This is a genomic window from Nitrobacter sp. CN101 (assembly GCF_055390255.1).
Genome location: NZ_AP038833.1, coordinates 1,065,218 through 1,082,130, shown reverse-complemented (window position 1 = coordinate 1,082,130; position 16,913 = coordinate 1,065,218). Strand labels below are relative to the sequence as shown.

The window sequence follows — 16,913 nt, the reverse complement described above, 5'->3', positions numbered from 1 at the left end:
TCACGACCGCCATCGCTAACGCAAATCCGTGTCAGCGCCCCACACCCGCCACGATGCGGCATGACATATCTGTTTTGTTCTGTCATGGGATGAACGTCAGCGTCGCGTGTTAAGCATCGTAATAAGTCAGCCCGTAACAGCGGCTCAGGACCGGGTCTCGCGGACATCGGCCAACACGACCAGGGAGACCCTACCAATGAATCGTCCCCGCCCTTTTTGCCGATTCGCGATCGCAATGATCCCAGCGACCTTGATGTTCGGGCTCTCTGCCGTGATGGCCGAGACGCCGCCCGCGACACCTCCCGGCGCGACGGCGCCCGCCGCAGAGGCTCCACCAGCCACACCTACCCCACCCGGAACGACGACACCGGCTACGCCGGTCCCGCCCCCTGCCGAAGTGCAGACGCCGAAAAATCCGACCGCCGAAGCCCCGAAGCCGCCGGTTACCGCGCCGGTGCAGACGGCCGACCCTTTCGGTGAAGAGCATACGCTGGTCCCGAAGACCGTCCTGACATTGCGCAACAACGCCACCTGGGAAAACGCATTCGAGACGCTCATTGATTCGTTCAAGTCGCTGGCCGCCGTTCTCGACAAGCAGGGCGTCAAGCCTGCCGGCAACATGATGATCGTCTATACCTCAACGGACGATAACGGCTTCTCGTTTCTGGCGGAAATCCCCGTCGATCAAGAGATCAAGGATCTGCCCAAGAACGTCAGCATGGGCAAATCACCGGAGGGCAAGGCGCTGAAGTTCGTACATCGCGGCTCCTACGACAACATGGACAACACCTATGAGGCGATTACGAATACCCTCGACGACAAGAAGCTTGAGGCCAAGGACACCTTCATCGAGGAGTACAAGACCGATCCACTGAAGACCGAGGAAGACAATCTGATCATTGATGTCTATGTCCCGCTGAAATGAGAACCGTCATGCAGAACCGGATCCAGCTCGCCATCGCCGCTGCTACTATCGCCGTTTTGATCTCGGTGCCCGCGCAAGCCGATGCGCCACCACCAGCAATCTCGGTAACCGGCGAGGCCACAATCTCCGCGCCGCCCGATCTTGCTCAGATCGAGGCAGGGGTCACGACCGACGCCAAGAATGCGCGCGACGCTTTCGAAGCCAACAATGCCGCCATGGGCAAGGTGCTCGCGGCGCTGAAAAGCGCGGGCATCGCCGAAAAAGACTATCAGACCTCGCAGCTGTCGCTGCAGCCACAATTTACCAATCAAAATCGCTCGGGATCCAACGTCCTCTCCGGCTACCGCGCCACCAACCGCGTTACCGTCAAGCTGCGTGACATCAGCAAAATGGCCGGGGTGATCGATGCGGTCACCGCGGCCGGCGCCAACGACATTGGCAGTATCAATTTCATGGTCTCCAACGCATCGAAGCTGCTCGACGACGCGCGGGCCGAGGCGATCGTCGACGCCCGGCGCAAGGCGGAGATCTATGCCAAGGCTGCGGGCGTCTCGCTCGGCGGGCCGATCAGCATTGCGGAGCACGGGAGCGCGGTGCCGGTGATGTACCGCCGTGCTGCGGCACCGATGGCCGCGGAGGCCGCCATCGCGCCCGGCGAAGAAACGCTCCGCGTGACGGTCGGCGTCTCCTGGGAGATCAAGGGGGCGCCATAAGGTTGGCCCGCTGATCAGCTTGACTCGGGCAGGCGGGTGCCTGTAAATCCGCCTGAATTCTCGAAAAGAGTTTCTTTTCGACCCGCCGACCGGCCGCAGGGGCCGGAGGTCAACGTCCGACAGCGCTGTGCGCCCTCGGGCGTGAATGTGTTTTGGAATGACTGTTGATTTTAACGATCGCCCAAAATCAACACGCGATAGCTCTGGGGTGAGCGTTTTCTCCCGCGAATCCCGCGGACGAGTTGAGCGCGGTACCTGGGTCCCCTACCCGCCGCGAAGACGCGGCGACCTCTCCCCGCAAAAGAGCAGGGCGAGGTAAAAAGGAAAAGCAGGCATGTTCGACAATCTGTCGGAACGGCTCGGCGGCATTCTCGATCGGCTGACGCGGCGCGGCGCGCTGACGGAAGCCGATGTCGATGCCGCCATGCGCGAGGTGCGCCGGGCACTGCTGGAGGCCGACGTCTCGCTCGACGTGGTGCGCAGTTTTACCGACAAGGTCCGCGAACAGGCGGTCGGCGCCACCGTCGTTAAATCGGTGACGCCGGGCCAGATGGTGGTGAAGATCGTTCATGACGAACTGATCGCCACGCTCGGTTCCGACGGCCAGACCATCGATCTCAATGCCGTGCCGCCGATCATCATCATGATGGTCGGCCTGCAAGGCTCGGGCAAGACCACCACGACCGCGAAACTGGCGCGGCGGCTGACCGAGCGGGATAAACGCAAAGTCCTGATGGCCTCGCTTGACATCTATCGTCCGGCGGCGATGGAGCAGCTCGCGGTGCTCGGACGCGATCTCGACATCAAGACGCTGCCGATCGTCGCGGGGCAAAAACCTGAACAGATCGCTCGCCGCGCGCTGGAGGCCGGCAAGCTCGGCGGCTACGACGTGGTGCTGCTCGACACCGCCGGCCGCACCACGCTCGATGACGAGATGATGTCGGAGGCGGCGAACATCAAAACCGCCGCCCACCCCCACGAAGTACTGCTAGTCGCGGATTCGCTGACCGGACAGGATGCGGTCAATCTCGCGCGGTCGTTCGATGAGCGCGTCGGCCTCACCGGCATCGTGCTGACCCGCGTCGACGGCGACGGCCGCGGCGGTGCCGCGCTGTCGATGCGTCAGGTCACCGGCAAGCCGATCAAGCTGATCGGCACCGGCGAAAAGACCGACGCACTGGAGGATTTCCATCCCTCCCGTATCGCCGGCCGCATCCTCGGCATGGGCGACGTGGTCTCGCTGGTCGAAAAGGCTTCCGCCAACATCGATGCCGAAAAAGCCGCGCGCACCACCGAAAGGATGCGCAAGGGCCAGTTCGACCTCAACGACATGCGCGAGCAGTTGCTGCAGATGTCCAAAATGGGCGGCATCTCCGGCCTGATGGGCATGATGCCCGGCGTCTCAAAGATGAAGAACCAGATGGCCGCGGCCGGTCTCGACGACAGGATCATCAAGCGTCAGGTCGCCGTGATCGACTCGATGACACGGCAGGAACGCAAGCATCCCGAAATCCTCAAAGCCAGCCGCAAACGGCGCATCGCCGCCGGCGCCGGCCAGAAGGTCGAGGAGATCAACAAGCTCCTCAAGATGCATCGCGGCATGGCCGACATGATGAAGATGATGGGGACCGGCAAGCGCGGCCCCCTCGCCGGCATCGCGCAGGCCATGGGCTTCGGCGGCGGCATGCCGAGTCCCGAGCAGATGAAAGCGCTTGCGGAGAAAATGCCGAAAGGCGCGGATGGTCTGCCGCAATTGCCGAAGGATCTGCCGGCCGGATTGCGCGGTGGCCTGCCAAATCTTCCCGGCCTCACCGGACTGACCGGCAAGCCGACACTGCCCGGTCTCGGCTTCCCCCGGAAGAAGAAATGAGACGAACGGCCTCACACATTTCGCCAACGCTATAACGACACAACGAACTCACCAGACAGACTTCAAAAGGAGAACCTTATGCCCGTCGTGATCCGCCTCGCCCGTGCCGGCACCAAAAAGCGGCCGGTTTATCATGTCGTCGCCGCGGATTCGCGTTATCCGCGCGACGGCCGTTTCATCGAGCGGCTTGGCCACTTCAATCCGTTAATGCCGAAGGACAATGCCGACCGGCTCAAGCTCGACCTCGACAAGGTCAAGGCCTGGCTCGCCAAGGGCGCGCAGCCGTCGGATCGCGTCGCCCGTTTCCTCGATGCCGCCGGCGTCAAGAAGCGCACGCCGCGCAACAACCCCGAGAAGGCCGTGCCGCGCAAGGAGCGCAAGGCGCAGGCCGAAGCCGCCGCGAAGTCCTGAGGCTGAAGCGGCATGACGGCGCGCGTGTGCGTCGCCCGGATCGGCGCCGCGCATGGCCTGCGGGGAGAGGTGCGGCTGTGGACGTTCACGGAAGACCCGATGTCGGTGACGCAATACGGCCCGCTCTCGACGAAAGATGGCGCGCGGCAGCTTGAAGTAACGCACGCGCGCGCGGCCAAGGATCACCTCGTTGCAACGCTCACGGACGTGACCACGCGCGAGGAGGCCGAGCGGCTCAACGGCGTTGAACTCTACGTCGCGCGCGACAGACTGCCCGCGACGGACGAAGGCGAATTTTACCACGCCGATCTCATCGGTCTCGCCGCCTTTGATGCGGCGGGCGCGATGATCGGAACGGTCGCCGCCGTTCACAACTTCGGCGCAGGCGACATCATCGAGATGGCGCGTGCGCACGGTCCGACCCTGATGCTGCCGTTCACCGATGCCGTGGTGCCGACCGTGGACATCGCCGGCGGACGCGTAGTGATCGAGATGCCCGGCGAAATTGATGGCGAGGAGCCAGATCAGGCGTGACATACCCGGCGGGTGCTTCGTATTCTGCCGTCATCGCCGGACTTAATCCGGCGATCCATCGTTTGATGGATACGCGGGTCAAGCCCACGTATGACGCCGTTACGTGATTGTCTCCTGGTGCTAGTCCATGTGGCGCGCGACCGTCTTGACCCTGTTTCCCGAGATGTTTCCGGGGCCGCTCGGCATCAGCCTTGCCGGAAAAGCGCTGACGACCCGCTTATGGGCGCTCGACATCCACGACATCCGCAGTTCCGCCACCGACCGCCACCGCAGCGTCGATGATACCCCAGCCGGCGGCGGCCCTGGTATGGTGCTGCGTGCCGACGTGCTAGCCAAGGCCATCGACTCAGTGGAGACCTCGCCGGACCGACCGCGCCTTCTGATGAGTCCGCGCGGTCGGCCATTGACCCAGTCGCGGGTGGTGGAACTCGCGGCCGGTCCCGGGCCCCTGATCGTCTGCGGACGCTTCGAAGGGGTGGACCAGCGGGTCATTGAAGCCCGCGGGCTCGAGGAGGTGTCGATCGGAGATTATGTGCTGTCGGGAGGGGAACTCGCGGCGATGGCGCTGATCGACGCTTGCGTCCGGCTTTTGCCGGGGGTGATGGGCAAGGCGGAATCGAGTGAGGATGAAAGTTTTTCGCACGGGCTTCTCGAATATCCCCAGTACACTCGTCCGCAGGAGTTCGAGGGCCGGCCGATTCCGGACATTCTACTGTCCGGCGACCACGCCAAGGTGGCCGGTTGGCGCAGGGCCAAGGCCGAAGCTTTGACGGAGGCGCGCCGTCCGGACCTCTGGGCGGCAAGGAACAGGCAAAATCCGCCAAAAAGCAAGACAGACGGGTGACAACGCGTCCGCTTTGCCGTATAGGAGCCCAAATCCGCGCAGCGAGCACTTTCAGGCAAAGTGGAATCCGGTTTGCCTTTAGAAAATGCTCTAGCTCGTTGAGCTGTGCGTATTCTTTTCGCAAAACCGGGTATCCACTTTTGCGAAATGCGCGCCACTGGACAGACGAATTCCGCGCAGCCCCCTCGGCCGGAGGGGCGCGCCGCCGATGGAGATTTCGATGAACATCATTCAGCAGCTCGAAAAAGAGCAGTTCGACAAGCTGTCGGCGACCAAGACCATTCCGGAGTTCGGCCCCGGCGACACCGTGATCGTCAACGTCAAGGTCGTAGAAGGCGAGCGGACCCGCGTGCAGGCCTATGAAGGCGTCTGCATCGGCCGCTCCGGCGGCGGACTCAATGAGAGCTTCACGGTCCGCAAGATTTCCTACGGCGAGGGCGTCGAGCGCGTGTTTCCGGTGATGTCGCCGATGATCGACTCGATCAAGGTGGTGCGCCGCGGAAAGGTGCGTCGCGCCAAGCTGTACTATCTGCGCCAACTGCGCGGCAAGTCGGCCCGCATTGTTGAAAAGAAGACGGACCGCGCGGCCGCGACGAGCTGAGCGCAGGCCGACTCGCTTCCAAGGTTTCCGAAAGCGCGGCGCCGGCCGCGCTTTTTTATTGCCGCGAGCACGACTATCTATCCGGAACGCTGTCGGTCGTTTGATTGTCGCGGCGGCTACCACCATGGTAAAAGACACAATGGTTACGGATCAGATCAGCAGCGACATCGGCCGGTTCACAGCCCGCATCGTGCTCGACGACCGCAGCCGTTTGCCCGGACGCTTCTTCGGACGGTTCGCGACTTCGGCGACCTGAGGCCGCTCACTCGCGTCGGCGATTGTCCCGCGCGCCTCCTCGCGCGACCTGCTCAAAGAATTCCAATAGGTTTACGTCCATGTCCAAACCGACAACCCTGTACGACAAGATCTGGAACGATCATCTGGTGCATGAGGCCGAGGACGGCACCTGTTTGATCTACATCGACCGTCATCTCGTCCATGAAGTGACGTCACCTCAGGCATTTGAAGGCCTGCGCGTCGCCGGACGCAAGGTTCATGCGCCGGAGAAGACGCTCGCGGTGGTTGATCACAACGTACCGACCACCGATCGCTCAAAGCCCAATCCCGATCCTGAGAGTGCCGAGCAGATCGCCACGCTGGCGCAGAACGCCAGCGATTTCGGCATCGAGTACTACAACGAGTTCGACAAGCGACAGGGCATCGTTCACGTGATCGGCCCTGAGCAGGGCTTCACCCTGCCCGGCACCACCATCGTCTGCGGGGACAGCCACACTTCGACCCACGGCGCATTCGGTGCACTGGCACACGGCATCGGTACTTCCGAGGTCGAGCATGTGCTGGCGACCCAGACGCTGATCCAGAAAAAAGCGAAGAACATGCGCGCAGTGGTCGACGGCAAGCTGCCGGACGGCGTCACCGCCAAGGACATCATCCTCGCCATCATCGGCGAGATCGGCACCGCGGGCGGAACCGGCTACGTACTGGAGTATGCCGGCGAGGCGGTGCGCGCGCTGTCGATGGAAGGCCGCATGACGGTGTGCAACATGTCGATTGAGGGCGGTGCGCGCGCCGGCCTCATAGCGCCGGACGAGAAGGCATACGAATTCCTGAAAGGCCGGCCGAAAGCGCCGAAGGGCGCCAGTTGGGATGCGGCGATGCGATACTGGGAGACGCTGCGCAGCGACGACGGTGCGCATTTCGATCACGAGATCCGGCTCGACGCCGGCAGGCTACCGCCGATCGTGACCTGGGGCACAAGCCCTGAAGACGTGATCGCGGTGACGGGCAAGGTGCCGAACCCCGCCGACATCGCGGACGAGGCCAAGCGGCTGTCGAAGGAACGTGCGCTGCACTACATGGGCTTAAGCCCTGGCACGAGAATTACCGACATCAAGCTTGACCGCGTCTTCATCGGCTCCTGCACCAACGGTCGCATCGAAGACTTGCGCGCCGCTGCGAAGATCGCAGATGGCCGGACGGTCAACGGCAACGTCAATGCCATGGTCGTACCAGGTTCAGGGCTGGTGAAGGAACAGGCGGAGGCAGAAGGCCTCGACAAGATCTTCATCAAGGCTGGTTTCGAATGGCGCGAGCCTGGCTGCTCGATGTGCCTTGCGATGAATCCCGACAAGCTGAAGCCGGATGAACGCTGCGCTTCGACCTCGAATCGCAATTTCGAGGGTCGGCAAGGTTTCAAGGGCCGCACGCATCTCGTATCGCCCTCAATGGCGGCAGCGGCCGCAATCGCAGGACATTTCGTCGATATCCGCGAATGGCATTGAGCGTTCTTTCGCTCAGTGGTGTTAAGCCGGCTCCGGACGACGGAGGGATCGATAACTCGAAAGAAAGTTATTGCCGCAGTTTGCGCGATGGTCTTGCACTCGACACCGCAATGAAGCACAACACAGCCGTGTGATCGAGGCGAGCGTGCCGCGTCGCTTTCTGTCGAACGAAACAGGTGTCCGGAAACCCCGTGCACATTCGTCTGGCAAGGCGAGCCTTCCGATCAGTTCCGCTCGATCACCGATCGAACAAGCTATCAACGAGGATGCGACGGCGAATCAAGCTTGCCTCAACTGGTGGGTTGCCTTCGCCGGGAAATTCCGTCAGTCGTAACGACGTCATGAAAACAGCCAAGACCAAAACCCCTGCCCGCAAGGCAGAAAAAATGTCGCGCCCATCCGGCAATACGAAGGCATCGGCAAAGACGTCCACAAGGACGCCTGCCAAGCTGGCGTCCGCAAAAGTCAAAGTCGCGAGGCCGGTGGAGGTCGTGAAGCGCAGCAGCAAGGCCGCCCCGCGTGCGGCTGAGAAGCCGATTGTGACCACGCCGCGCGATGCTCTGACCTTGCCGCTGAAACCGGCTCCCACAATCACCGCGCCGATTCCGGCGCCCACGGCTGTGCCGCCAACGCCTGCCGCTACGACGACCAAACCGGTATCCCGTCCGGCCCTGCGTGCCGACGTACCGCCCGAAGCCGGCTTTACGCTGCAGGTGGATGGGCATTTCAAAAACCAGTTCGAGACGCTGGCCCAGGCGAAGCAGGCCGCGACCGACTTAAAGTCACGTTTCCCGATCCTGCGTATCGAAATCTACGATGCGGCGAAGAAAGCGCGGCTACCGATCTGATCGGCATTGACACCGGCTCCGACCACTTGGCGTCGGATTTTCCAGCCTACAGAGAAAATATGCGGTCGCGATTTGGATGAGTCGCGACAGCAGCCCTCACCTCACCAGGACGGATCGAGGCCGTAGCCGAAGCCGAACGGAAAGAACGGAGCCGGTCGCGGCGCGTAGTAATCTGGCCGTCCATAGTAAGGTCGATAAGGGCCACGTACGTACACGCGCGCGCGATGATGCCTGTGGCGACTTTCTTGGTGCGGACGATGGGTACTCCGAACCGAGCCAATCTCGGTCGGTGTCACCGGCTGCGTGGCGACAGCGCCCAAGCGAGGGGCGGCCTTCGCGCTTTTAACTAATGCGATGCCAGACAACGCAACGATCGCTGCAGCGAGACTCACGCCCAGATATCTTTTCATGGCGATTTCTCCGTGGGTCGACGCGTACTGTCGTTATGACACTCTTTCTCAGGAGATCCGCGCCGCTTCAAAAAAACAGGCCCGCATAGCGGGCCTGTTCGACCATGTACGGAGCTGGCTTTGCCATGAGCTCCAACCGGTATCATCACTGCCAGTGACCGTTATGCTGGTGATGATGGTGGTGGTTATGGTGGTTATGATGGTGATTATACTGATGATGGTGATGGTGATGGTTCCGCCAATGCTGCTGACGATGGCTTAGGTTCCGCCCATGGTGGTTCTGATGGTGGTGATGGTGGGGCTGCCCGTTGACGTGGTGCACCTTGGTTGTCAGCTTGCCAGCGTCGCTTTGTCCGACGGCGATGCCTGGGCTGACCGGAGTCGCCGCCTGCGCCTGCTGCACGGGAGCCGCGGCAATCAGAAGCGCGCCGAGAGCGGCCAATCCTAAAATTTTCTTCAAAAACATTTAGACCTCCGTGGGTGGAACAAGTAACCGCGACGTCAGCAGATCATTCCATCGCCGCCGCGACGCGCGAGCGAGACGCGAGTGACAGGCTATGAGCGGGGAAGTGAACGCGACGTGAATATACCCGCGGCAAACATGCACTGTATGTGCGGTTAGCGTTACCGAATTCCCGCGATTCACGGCCATCCGGCAAAACCACGCTTGGATCGAAGAGTCAGCCGTGGCGCCAGTAACAGTTCATTCTCGGAACGATCACTGTCCCGCTCGGTCGGAATTCCTGCACGTAATGCGCGGTGCAGTCGCGTACCGCGTCGGAACCCGGATTATAGCTCGGATAAACCCCGCGCTCATCCTCGCGATAGATCCGGACGCGCGGTCGCCGCTTGCGGGCGGGGGCCGACGCGTCAGACGATACGGCACGATCCGCGCTCCGCGCGGTGGTTTGAGCCTGAGCGCTGTACATAAACAGCAACGCCCCCGGCACCAGCAGCAACAGCAGCGTCGCAGCTCCCGTCACAAGCCCCCCCCCTGTCATCCTGACATCCATGGCTGCGCCCCGATCACCCTTGCTCCCCGCGAACGGTCTCCGATTGCCGCGACCGCGTCAACCGCAAGACGGCCCGGACCGCAAAAAACCCTGCTCTCACGGTGAAACGCGAGTTAAACAAAGTGCCATGTGGACCTCCGCCAAAGCCCCCTCGCTGGCCGACATGGAAACCAGGGCGCACGAGGTGTTTGCGCGCCTGCCCGGGCGTTTCCGGCGCCTGTGCGAAGGCCTCATCATCCGCGTCGAGGATTTCCCGACCGACGAGGTGCTGGACGAGATGAAAGCCGACAGCGAATATGATCTGCTGGGATTGTTCCAGGGCACGGGCCTGCCGTTCCAGAGCCAGGATGACGTTGCCAGGCTGCCCAATCTGATCTGGCTCTACCGCCGTCCCATCATCGACTACTGGGCCGAGCACGATGAAACGCTCGACCATATCATCACCCATGTGCTGATTCACGAAATCGGCCATCACTTCGGGCTGTCCGATGCCGACATGGAAGCGATCGAGGCGCAGGCGGCAGGCTAGGATCTGGTCCAACTCGGTTGAGCAAGACTCTGGCCTCATCCTTTTGATTGAGGATGATCTTAACCGAAAACCGGTTTCCACTTTGCGCTGGCGCGGCCCTTCGGGTCGGGATCATGCTCTAGCCCTGCATGATTGGACCTTGGATCGAGGCCGGGATCGGGCTAGAACGGGCTGCTCACGAGGACTCCGGTCATGGACAAGTTCACAACGCTGGAAGGCGTCGCGGCGCCGCTGAAGATCATCAATGTCGATACCGACATGATCATTCCGAAGCAGTACCTGAAGACCATCAAGCGCACCGGCCTGGGCAAGGGACTTTTCTCGGAACAGCGCTACAAGGAGGACGGCTCCGAGAATCCGGATTTCGTTCTCAACAAGGCAGCCTATCGCAACGCCAAAATCCTCGTCGCCGGCGACAATTTCGGCTGCGGCTCATCGCGCGAGCACGCGCCGTGGGCGCTGCTCGACTTCGGCATCCGCTGCGTGATCTCCACCTCGTTCGGCGACATCTTCTACAACAACTGCTTCAAGAACGGCATCCTGCCGATCCGTGTGACGCAAGCCGTCCTCGACAAGCTGTTCGATGACGCCGAACGCGGCGCCAACGCGACGCTGACCATCGATCTGGTCAAGCAGGAAATCCGGGGGCCGGACGGCGGCACTGCGACATTCGAAATCGACCCGTTCCGCAAGCATTGCCTACTGAACGGTCTCGACGACATCGGCCTGACGATGGAAAAGAAGCCGGCGATCGACGCCTACGAGGAGAAGGCGAAGCGCGAGCGCGCCTGGGCCTGACCGCTTCCGCCGACACGGAGTCGATCACCCGGCTCCACGACACGGCCTCGCGTCAGATTGAATCAGAAGCGAGAAATGTCCGTTCGACAGTCGAAACAAACGCTTCGGCCCGAAAACGCTCCTATTAGCGTTTCCGAGCGAAGTGGAATCCGGTTCGCGTGAAGAAAACGCGTCAAATCAAAAGACAGAGTCTTTCACCGTTTCCATACGGCGAAAGACTCCAGACCTCAGGCGGCTTTCTGCTTGGCGCTGATCAGCTTGCGGTTGATCAGGCACTCGGCGATCTGGATGGCGTTGAGCGCCGCGCCCTTGCGCAGGTTGTCTGACACGACCCACATCGACAGACCGTTCTCCACCGTCGCATCCTCGCGGATGCGGCTGATGTAGGTGGCATCTTCTCCCGCCGATTCATACGGCGTGACGTAGCCACCGGGCTCGTGCTTGTCGATGACGAGGCAACCTGGCGCATTGCGCAGGATGCGGCGCGCCTCGTCCGCGGTGATCGGATTCTCGAACTCGATGCTGACCGCTTCCGAGTGGCCGATGAACACCGGCACGCGCACGCAGGTCGCGGTCAGCCTGATTTTGGGATCAAGAATCTTCTTGGTCTCCGCCATCATCTTCCACTCTTCCTTGGTGTAGCCGTCCTCCATGAACACGTCGATCTCGGGGATGACGTTGAAGGCGATACGCTTCGGGAATTTCTTGGCGACGAGCTCGCTCGCGGTGTAGACCGCCTTGGTCTGCGCGAACAGCTCGTCCATCCCGTCCTTCCCGGCGCCTGAAACCGACTGATAGGTCGCGACCACGACGCGCCTGATGACGGCCTTGTCGTGCAAAGGCTTCAGCGCCACTACAAGCTGCGCCGTCGAGCAGTTCGGATTGGCGATGATGTTTTTCTTGGCAAAGCTCGCGACCGCGTCCGCGTTGACCTCGGGCACGATCAGCGGCACATCGGGGTCCATCCGCCAGGTCGACGAGTTGTCGATGACGACCGCGCCGGCCGCCGCGATCTTGGGCGACCATTCCTTCGACACGGCGCCGCCAGCCGACATCAGGCAAATATCGGTGTCGCCGAAATCGTGATTTTCCAGCGCTTTGACTTTCAGGGTTTTTTCGCCGTAGGAGACTTCGGTGCCGACGCTACGGCGCGAGGCCAGCGCCACCACCTCGTCCGCGGGGAATTTTCGCTCGTCCAGAATGTTGAGCATTTCACGCCCGACATTGCCGGTCGCTCCGACCAGCGCGACTTTGTAACCCATCGTTCACTCTCCGAAGAAAATCGCTCCCTTGTCGCCTCGGCGCGAGACAAGGGAAGACGCTGCGCTTCTAAGCGAGAAACGTCATTAAGACAACGCCGGCCGTCGTTCCGACGTAACCGATTCAACCGCGCATCTGACAAAGTCCACCCGGTTAGCGCGGCTTCTCCATCCGGGGGGCACGGTCCCGGGGCATCAGCTCACCAATACAGGACGCATCTTGTGGGCGATGGGCGAGCGCACGGACACACGCCCGCATCGAAGCTCGATAGTTCATTGAAAACAGCTACTTAAACCATATCAACCGATCGGGTGGCGATCCACTTCAAGGCGGCGGCGAGTTCTCAACGCGGACTTCCGAAACTGTTGAACCAGGACCGCTCCGGATTCGAAGCAACATTTCGTCCTGATCGGCATTATTCTCGCTATGTGTGGCCCGATTGGGCTTGTGGCGCGAGGCCGCTGGACGGTAAAAAGGCGATCACACGGATTCATGAGGGCGTGATGACCTTGAAATACTTCACCGCGACCGGGGCTGCGAAAACCATCGCGCTGTTGCTTGCGGCGGCCGCCCTCATCGGTTTCAGCGCCTCCGGCGCGAGTGCCCAGCCAAGGCACGACCGCGGCGACGCCTACGGTCCGAGCGGCCCCAACGTGTCGTACCAGTCCGGCCCTCGCACTCGTATCTACATTTCCAAACGCTCATGGCTGGATGCGGGCACCGAGGTGTTGCCGGGCGAGCGCAAATACACCGACTATGCCTTTCCGCCTGCCGTCGGCTATCCCTCGTTCGCCCGCGAGAACCTGAACCGGCCGATCGACCGGCAGCCACTCAGTTCGCCGGCCGATCTCGGCGGATATCCGACCAGATTCCCGCTCTACTGATCATATCCTTCGCGGGCACCGCCCGGACGAACTCGCCCAATCGAGATGTCTGGCTGCGAGGGATGACTCCGGGTTTGCGTTCATGCGTGCAGCGCTTGAAGCTCCTTCACAACCGCTTCACCCATCTGCGATGTGCTGACCACGGTCAAACCTTCGGACTTCAAATCGGCCGTGCGCAGACCCTTCGCCAGCACCGCAGCAATCGCGGCGTCTAGCTTGTCAGCCAGTTCCCCCATGTCGAAGGAATAACGCAGCGCCATGCCGAACGAGGCCAGCATCGCGATCGGATTCGCGGCACCCTGACCGGCGATATCGGGCGCGGAACCGTGCACCGGCTCATAGAGTGCGCGGCGCTTTTTGGTTGTCGGGTCGATGTCGCCGAGCGACGCGGACGGCAACATGCCGAGCGAGCCGGTGAGCATCGCCGCGATGTCCGAGAGCATATCGCCGAACAGGTTGTCGGTGACGATCACGTCGAACTGCTTCGGCCAACGCACGAGTTGCATACCGCCGGAATCCGCGAGCTGATGCTCCAGCGCGACGTCCTTGTAGTCGCGCTGGTGAACCTGCGTCACGACCTCGTGCCATAGCACGCCGGATTTCATGACGTTGCGCTTTTCCATCGAGGTCAGCTTATTGCGGCGCTTGCGCGCGAGATCGAAGGCAACGCGCGCGATACGTTCGATTTCATAGGTGTCGTAGACTTGCGTATCAACGGCACGCTTCTGACCGTTGCCGAGATCGGTAATGGTCTTCGGCTCACCAAAATAGACGCCGCCGGTCAGTTCGCGCACGATCATGATGTCGAGACCTTCGACCACCTCGGGCTTCAGGCTCGAAGACTCCGCGAGCGCCGGATAGCAGATCGCCGGACGAAGATTGGCATAGAGCGCGAGGTCCTTGCGCAGCCGCAACAGGCCGGCCTCCGGGCGCACCTCGTAGGGCACCGGATCCCACTTCGGGCCGCCGACCGCGCCGAACAACACGGCGTCGGCGGCGAGCGCCTTCGCCATGGTGGCGTCGGTGATGCTGACCTTGTCGGCATCGTAGGATGCGCCGCCCACCAATCCTTCCTCGGTCTCGAACCTGGCGATCCCCTGCGCGTCAAGCCAGCCGATCAGCCGTTTCACCTCCCCCATGACCTCGGGGCCGATGCCGTCGCCGGCCAGGAGAAGCAGCTTGTAGGTCGCCATCACAAATCCTCAGAACTTCGGCATGACCGGGAAAGCGAGCGTGGATTGCCGCCGAACCCAGGCTAACCACCTGCCTGCAAGGCAGGACCGCCTGGATGCCCGACGCAAGGCCGATGATGACATCGCATGTTGTGCCGATTGCTAGGACGGTGCTGCGCCGTTGGCAAGACGCCTTTGCGCCGTATTGTTCGCCGTCACAATGCACGCAACATCGATGTGGCCGGCAAGAATCGGAGCCGTCGCGGCGAAACGCCCACGGCCAACAGCGAGTCGCAATCTTTGGCAGTTCTACTCGATGACGCCGCAGGCGATGCGGCCCCCGGCCTCGCCAGTCGGATCGGTCTTGTAGTCGTCGGGTGCCGCGTGAACGACGATGGCCGTGCCGTCCGGCTTCAGAACCGAATTCGGCTTGTCCTTATCCAGTGTGATGGCGGTACTGACCACTTCGAGCTTTAATTCGCCGGAGGCAGGTATGACGATGTTCGGCAGGTCTCCGGCGTGATGGCCATCCGCCGCCATCATGCCGTGCTTCTTGCTATCCGGATTGAAGTGCCCCCCTGCCGACGTGAATGGCGCCTCGCATTTGCCGGCCGCGTGAATGTGGAATGCGTGATCGCCGGGCGGCAGGCCTTTCAGAGTGGCCTTGAGCAGAACACCGTCATTGACCTGCATCAGTTCAACCTTCCCGACGTCGGCGCCTTCGGCGTTTTTCAGCAGAGCCTTGGCCGAATTGGCAGAAACCGCGGTCACGCTCAAGGCAAGAAAAGCCGTCGTCGCGAACAGGGCACGAGCGATCATGGGAAATCTCCGCTGCGGAATCAGGACTTCGGGAAAACGTCGATGTTGTCGCCCTTATATAGCAGCAGCCACCGACGGCGGCCAGTCACATCAAAGACCGCTGAAGGAATTGTAACCCTGATCTTCCCAATAGCCGCCCTTGTAGTCGTTGGTGACTTCCATCGCGATCACATACTTCGGATTCTTAAATCCGAGCTTGGTCGGGACCCTGATCTTCATCGGATAGCCGTACTTGCGCGGCAGGATTTCTCCGTCGAACTTGAATGTCATTTGGGTCTGCGGATGCAATGCTGTCGCCATGTCCAGCGGACTGTTATAGCCGTCGACATCCGCGCACTGAAACCAGCAATATTTCGCGCTCGTATCAGCGCCGATCAATTTGAGAAAATCGCGCAGCGGCGTCCCGCTCCAGCTTCCGATCGCGCTCCAGCCCTCGACGCAGACGTGCCGCGTAATCTGGGTGACTTCCGGCAGCTGATAAAGTTCATCGAGCGCCCATGGTTTCTTGTTGTCGACAAGGCCGCGCACTTCAAATTTGTAGTCCTGGCCGTCGATATCAGGCGCCTCTGCCTCGGGATAGTAACCGTTGAAAGGAAACGGCCGCGTGATGTCGGCCTTCGTATAGGTCGGCGCCAGCGTGTTCGGGTTGAAAATTGCAGCTTGCACCTTGTCGTTGAATTTCGAAATCTGAATCAGCAGGCGTTCCGCCGAGAAACTGTCGGATACCTCGCATCCGGTCAGCAAGGTCAGTGCGCCGAGGCTCGCCCCGCCCGAGATGAAGCGGCGGCGCGCCGGATCTGGTAGCAATTTCGCGGCGTCCTTCACCAGAAGCTGCTTGTCGACGCCCGGGATCAGAAGCGAACGGAAACGGCGCATAGCTCAATGCTCCACTAACGCCCGACGATCATGGCGCGCAGGCTCTTTGGCACCAGCAGCGCGAGCGCGACATGTACGACGAGAAAGGCCACAATCAGCGCCATGCAGATGAAATGCACATAGCGCGCGAGGTCATAACCGCCGAACACGGCGGTCAGCCATTGAAACTGGACCGGCTTCCAAATCGCAAGACCCGACAGCACCACCACGATCCCGACGACGATGACGAGCACGTACAAGAGCTTCTGCACCTGGTTATACCGCGATAGATCGTCGTGCCGCAGCTTGCCGGTCAGCGCGGCCCTGGCATCCGCGGCCACGCCCGAGGGCGTAATCGGCAGCAGCTTGCGACGAAAGCGTCCGGTGGCGAGACCAAGCACGAGGTAGATCAGGCCGTTGACCATCAACAGCCACATCGCCGCGAAATGCCACAACAGTCCGCCCGCGAGCCATCCGCCAAGGGTGACAAAAGGCGAGAAGGTGAAATCGAACAGCGGCGAGGCGTTGTAGATCTGCCAGCCGGATAGGATCATCACGATCATCGCCGCGGCATTGATCCAGTGAAAAATACGCACCCACGCCGGCTGAATCGCCTTGGCGGGTTGAGATACGGCCAGGCGATCATCGGCTGAAATTCTCGTCATGGCTCCATCCAGATATTCAC

23 protein-coding genes are annotated in these 16,913 nt (G+C 61.5%); 14 read left to right on the top strand and 9 right to left on the bottom strand.

Translation table 11 applies throughout. The features are described from left to right. Nucleotides 1–196: 196 nt before the first annotated feature. From ACZ5IL_RS05260 to rplS, 7 genes are all read left to right on the top strand, one after another. Entirely contained in the window at nt 197–925 is a 729-nt protein-coding gene (locus ACZ5IL_RS05260) for a GyrI-like domain-containing protein (protein ID WP_464595593.1), read from the top strand. 8 nt (nt 926–933) lie between these two features. Continuing rightward, the gene (locus ACZ5IL_RS05255) at nt 934–1,638 is read left to right on the top strand and encodes an SIMPL domain-containing protein (protein ID WP_464595592.1); all 705 of its coding nucleotides are present in this window, start codon (nt 934–936) and stop codon (nt 1,636–1,638) included. Nucleotides 1,639–1,972: 334 nt separating this feature from the next. Next, on the top strand, nt 1,973–3,508 hold the full coding sequence (ffh, locus tag ACZ5IL_RS05250; protein ID WP_079448044.1) for a signal recognition particle protein: 1,536 nt from the start codon (nt 1,973–1,975) through the stop codon (nt 3,506–3,508). Between the two features lie 78 nt (nt 3,509–3,586). Then, on the top strand, nt 3,587–3,919 hold the full coding sequence (gene rpsP, locus ACZ5IL_RS05245; protein ID WP_425906425.1) for a 30S ribosomal protein S16: 333 nt from the start codon (nt 3,587–3,589) through the stop codon (nt 3,917–3,919). 12 nt (nt 3,920–3,931) lie between these two features. Continuing rightward, on the top strand, nt 3,932–4,453 hold the full coding sequence (gene rimM / locus ACZ5IL_RS05240; RefSeq protein WP_464595590.1) for a ribosome maturation factor RimM: 522 nt from the start codon (nt 3,932–3,934) through the stop codon (nt 4,451–4,453). A gap of 127 nt (nt 4,454–4,580) precedes the next feature. Then, nucleotides 4,581–5,297, top strand: coding sequence for a tRNA (guanosine(37)-N1)-methyltransferase TrmD (trmD, locus tag ACZ5IL_RS05235; protein WP_464595588.1), 717 nt, complete (start codon nt 4,581–4,583; stop codon nt 5,295–5,297). A 220-nt stretch (nt 5,298–5,517) separates the two neighbouring features. Continuing rightward, complete coding sequence (gene rplS / locus ACZ5IL_RS05230; protein ID WP_464595586.1) at nt 5,518–5,898, top strand: 50S ribosomal protein L19; 381 nt, start codon at nt 5,518–5,520, stop codon at nt 5,896–5,898. A gap of 150 nt (nt 5,899–6,048) precedes the next feature. Here rplS and ACZ5IL_RS05225 read toward each other — a convergent pair whose 3' ends face one another. Next, nucleotides 6,049–6,210 (bottom strand): hypothetical protein, encoded by a 162-nt coding sequence (locus ACZ5IL_RS05225; protein ID WP_464595585.1) that lies wholly within the window; start codon nt 6,208–6,210, stop codon nt 6,049–6,051. A gap of 23 nt (nt 6,211–6,233) precedes the next feature. Between ACZ5IL_RS05225 and leuC the strand changes: the two genes are divergently transcribed. After that, the gene (leuC, locus tag ACZ5IL_RS05220) at nt 6,234–7,640 is read left to right on the top strand and encodes a 3-isopropylmalate dehydratase large subunit (protein ID WP_464595583.1); all 1,407 of its coding nucleotides are present in this window, start codon (nt 6,234–6,236) and stop codon (nt 7,638–7,640) included. A gap of 238 nt (nt 7,641–7,878) precedes the next feature. On the opposite strand, the gene ACZ5IL_RS05215 is transcribed toward leuC, so the two are convergent. Then, a complete protein-coding gene (locus tag ACZ5IL_RS05215; RefSeq protein ID WP_464595581.1) occupies nt 7,879–8,256 on the bottom strand; it encodes a hypothetical protein in 378 nt (125 codons plus the stop codon). Nucleotides 8,257–8,260: 4 nt separating this feature from the next. Here ACZ5IL_RS05215 and ACZ5IL_RS05210 point away from each other — a divergent pair, with 4 nt between their 5' ends. Beyond that, the gene (locus tag ACZ5IL_RS05210; RefSeq protein WP_464595579.1) at nt 8,261–8,488 is read left to right on the top strand and encodes a hypothetical protein; all 228 of its coding nucleotides are present in this window, start codon (nt 8,261–8,263) and stop codon (nt 8,486–8,488) included. 101 nt (nt 8,489–8,589) lie between these two features. Here the strand turns inward: ACZ5IL_RS05210 and ACZ5IL_RS05205 are convergent, their stop codons facing one another. Further along, entirely contained in the window at nt 8,590–8,898 is a 309-nt protein-coding gene (locus ACZ5IL_RS05205) for a hypothetical protein (RefSeq protein WP_464595577.1), read from the bottom strand. On the opposite strand from ACZ5IL_RS05205, the gene ACZ5IL_RS05200 reads away from it, so the two are divergent. Beyond that, nucleotides 8,897–9,160: a hypothetical protein gene (locus tag ACZ5IL_RS05200; RefSeq protein WP_464595576.1), complete on the top strand. Its 264-nt coding sequence runs from the start codon at nt 8,897–8,899 to the stop codon at nt 9,158–9,160. The two genes, ACZ5IL_RS05205 and ACZ5IL_RS05200, sit on opposite strands and share 2 nt — an antisense overlap. Nucleotides 9,161–9,169: 9 nt before the next feature. Further along, entirely contained in the window at nt 9,170–9,346 is a 177-nt protein-coding gene (locus ACZ5IL_RS05195) for a hypothetical protein (RefSeq protein WP_464595574.1), read from the top strand. Nucleotides 9,347–9,578: 232 nt separating this feature from the next. On the opposite strand, the gene ACZ5IL_RS05190 is transcribed toward ACZ5IL_RS05195, so the two are convergent. Further along, nucleotides 9,579–9,911, bottom strand: a complete 333-nt coding sequence (locus ACZ5IL_RS05190) for a hypothetical protein (protein ID WP_464595573.1) — start codon at nt 9,909–9,911, stop codon at nt 9,579–9,581. A gap of 127 nt (nt 9,912–10,038) precedes the next feature. Between ACZ5IL_RS05190 and ACZ5IL_RS05185 the strand changes: the two genes are divergently transcribed. Both ACZ5IL_RS05185 and leuD read left to right on the top strand, forming a co-directional pair. Further along, nucleotides 10,039–10,440 (top strand): metallopeptidase family protein, encoded by a 402-nt coding sequence (locus ACZ5IL_RS05185; protein ID WP_464595571.1) that lies wholly within the window; start codon nt 10,039–10,041, stop codon nt 10,438–10,440. Nucleotides 10,441–10,632: 192 nt separating this feature from the next. Then, complete coding sequence (gene leuD, locus ACZ5IL_RS05180; RefSeq protein WP_464595570.1) at nt 10,633–11,238, top strand: 3-isopropylmalate dehydratase small subunit; 606 nt, start codon at nt 10,633–10,635, stop codon at nt 11,236–11,238. 227 nt (nt 11,239–11,465) lie between these two features. On the opposite strand, the gene ACZ5IL_RS05175 is transcribed toward leuD, so the two are convergent. Next, entirely contained in the window at nt 11,466–12,500 is a 1,035-nt protein-coding gene (locus tag ACZ5IL_RS05175) for an aspartate-semialdehyde dehydrogenase (protein WP_464595568.1), read from the bottom strand. Nucleotides 12,501–13,001: 501 nt separating this feature from the next. Between ACZ5IL_RS05175 and ACZ5IL_RS05170 the strand changes: the two genes are divergently transcribed. Next, entirely contained in the window at nt 13,002–13,382 is a 381-nt protein-coding gene (locus ACZ5IL_RS05170; RefSeq protein ID WP_464595566.1) for a hypothetical protein, read from the top strand. An 80-nt stretch (nt 13,383–13,462) separates the two neighbouring features. On the opposite strand, the gene leuB is transcribed toward ACZ5IL_RS05170, so the two are convergent. The 4 genes from leuB to ACZ5IL_RS05150 form a co-directional block, all read right to left on the bottom strand. Further along, a complete protein-coding gene (leuB, locus tag ACZ5IL_RS05165; protein ID WP_464595565.1) occupies nt 13,463–14,575 on the bottom strand; it encodes a 3-isopropylmalate dehydrogenase in 1,113 nt (370 codons plus the stop codon). A 288-nt stretch (nt 14,576–14,863) separates the two neighbouring features. Then, the gene (locus ACZ5IL_RS05160) at nt 14,864–15,373 is read right to left on the bottom strand and encodes a superoxide dismutase family protein (protein WP_079448059.1); all 510 of its coding nucleotides are present in this window, start codon (nt 15,371–15,373) and stop codon (nt 14,864–14,866) included. A 90-nt stretch (nt 15,374–15,463) separates the two neighbouring features. Beyond that, the gene (locus tag ACZ5IL_RS05155) at nt 15,464–16,249 is read right to left on the bottom strand and encodes a molybdopterin-dependent oxidoreductase (protein ID WP_464595563.1); all 786 of its coding nucleotides are present in this window, start codon (nt 16,247–16,249) and stop codon (nt 15,464–15,466) included. 14 nt (nt 16,250–16,263) lie between these two features. Continuing rightward, nucleotides 16,264–16,893 (bottom strand): cytochrome b/b6 domain-containing protein, encoded by a 630-nt coding sequence (locus ACZ5IL_RS05150; protein WP_464595562.1) that lies wholly within the window; start codon nt 16,891–16,893, stop codon nt 16,264–16,266. Between the last annotated feature and the right edge of the window lie 20 nt (nt 16,894–16,913).

Bases quoted from the DNA above. Each gene is read 5' to 3' on its own strand.
- ACZ5IL_RS05260 (WP_464595593.1), top strand. From the start codon at position 197: ATGAATCGTCCCCGCCCTTTTTGCCGATTCGCGATCGCAATGATCCCA.
- ACZ5IL_RS05255 (WP_464595592.1), top strand. From the start codon at position 934: ATGCAGAACCGGATCCAGCTCGCCATCGCCGCTGCTACTATCGCCGTT.
- ffh (WP_079448044.1), top strand. From the start codon at position 1,973: ATGTTCGACAATCTGTCGGAACGGCTCGGCGGCATTCTCGATCGGCTG.
- rpsP (WP_425906425.1), top strand. From the start codon at position 3,587: ATGCCCGTCGTGATCCGCCTCGCCCGTGCCGGCACCAAAAAGCGGCCG.
- rimM (WP_464595590.1), top strand. From the start codon at position 3,932: ATGACGGCGCGCGTGTGCGTCGCCCGGATCGGCGCCGCGCATGGCCTG.
- trmD (WP_464595588.1), top strand. From the start codon at position 4,581: ATGTGGCGCGCGACCGTCTTGACCCTGTTTCCCGAGATGTTTCCGGGG.
- rplS (WP_464595586.1), top strand. From the start codon at position 5,518: ATGAACATCATTCAGCAGCTCGAAAAAGAGCAGTTCGACAAGCTGTCG.
- leuC (WP_464595583.1), top strand. From the start codon at position 6,234: ATGTCCAAACCGACAACCCTGTACGACAAGATCTGGAACGATCATCTG.
- ACZ5IL_RS05200 (WP_464595576.1), top strand. From the start codon at position 8,897: ATGGCGATTTCTCCGTGGGTCGACGCGTACTGTCGTTATGACACTCTT.
- ACZ5IL_RS05205 (WP_464595577.1), bottom strand. From the start codon at position 8,898: ATGAAAAGATATCTGGGCGTGAGTCTCGCTGCAGCGATCGTTGCGTTG.
- ACZ5IL_RS05195 (WP_464595574.1), top strand. From the start codon at position 9,170: ATGGTGGTTCTGATGGTGGTGATGGTGGGGCTGCCCGTTGACGTGGTG.
- ACZ5IL_RS05190 (WP_464595573.1), bottom strand. From the start codon at position 9,911: ATGGATGTCAGGATGACAGGGGGGGGGCTTGTGACGGGAGCTGCGACG.
- ACZ5IL_RS05185 (WP_464595571.1), top strand. From the start codon at position 10,039: ATGTGGACCTCCGCCAAAGCCCCCTCGCTGGCCGACATGGAAACCAGG.
- leuD (WP_464595570.1), top strand. From the start codon at position 10,633: ATGGACAAGTTCACAACGCTGGAAGGCGTCGCGGCGCCGCTGAAGATC.
- ACZ5IL_RS05175 (WP_464595568.1), bottom strand. From the start codon at position 12,500: ATGGGTTACAAAGTCGCGCTGGTCGGAGCGACCGGCAATGTCGGGCGT.
- ACZ5IL_RS05170 (WP_464595566.1), top strand. From the start codon at position 13,002: ATGACCTTGAAATACTTCACCGCGACCGGGGCTGCGAAAACCATCGCG.
- leuB (WP_464595565.1), bottom strand. From the start codon at position 14,575: ATGGCGACCTACAAGCTGCTTCTCCTGGCCGGCGACGGCATCGGCCCC.
- ACZ5IL_RS05160 (WP_079448059.1), bottom strand. From the start codon at position 15,373: ATGATCGCTCGTGCCCTGTTCGCGACGACGGCTTTTCTTGCCTTGAGC.
- ACZ5IL_RS05155 (WP_464595563.1), bottom strand. From the start codon at position 16,249: ATGCGCCGTTTCCGTTCGCTTCTGATCCCGGGCGTCGACAAGCAGCTT.
- ACZ5IL_RS05150 (WP_464595562.1), bottom strand. From the start codon at position 16,893: ATGACGAGAATTTCAGCCGATGATCGCCTGGCCGTATCTCAACCCGCC.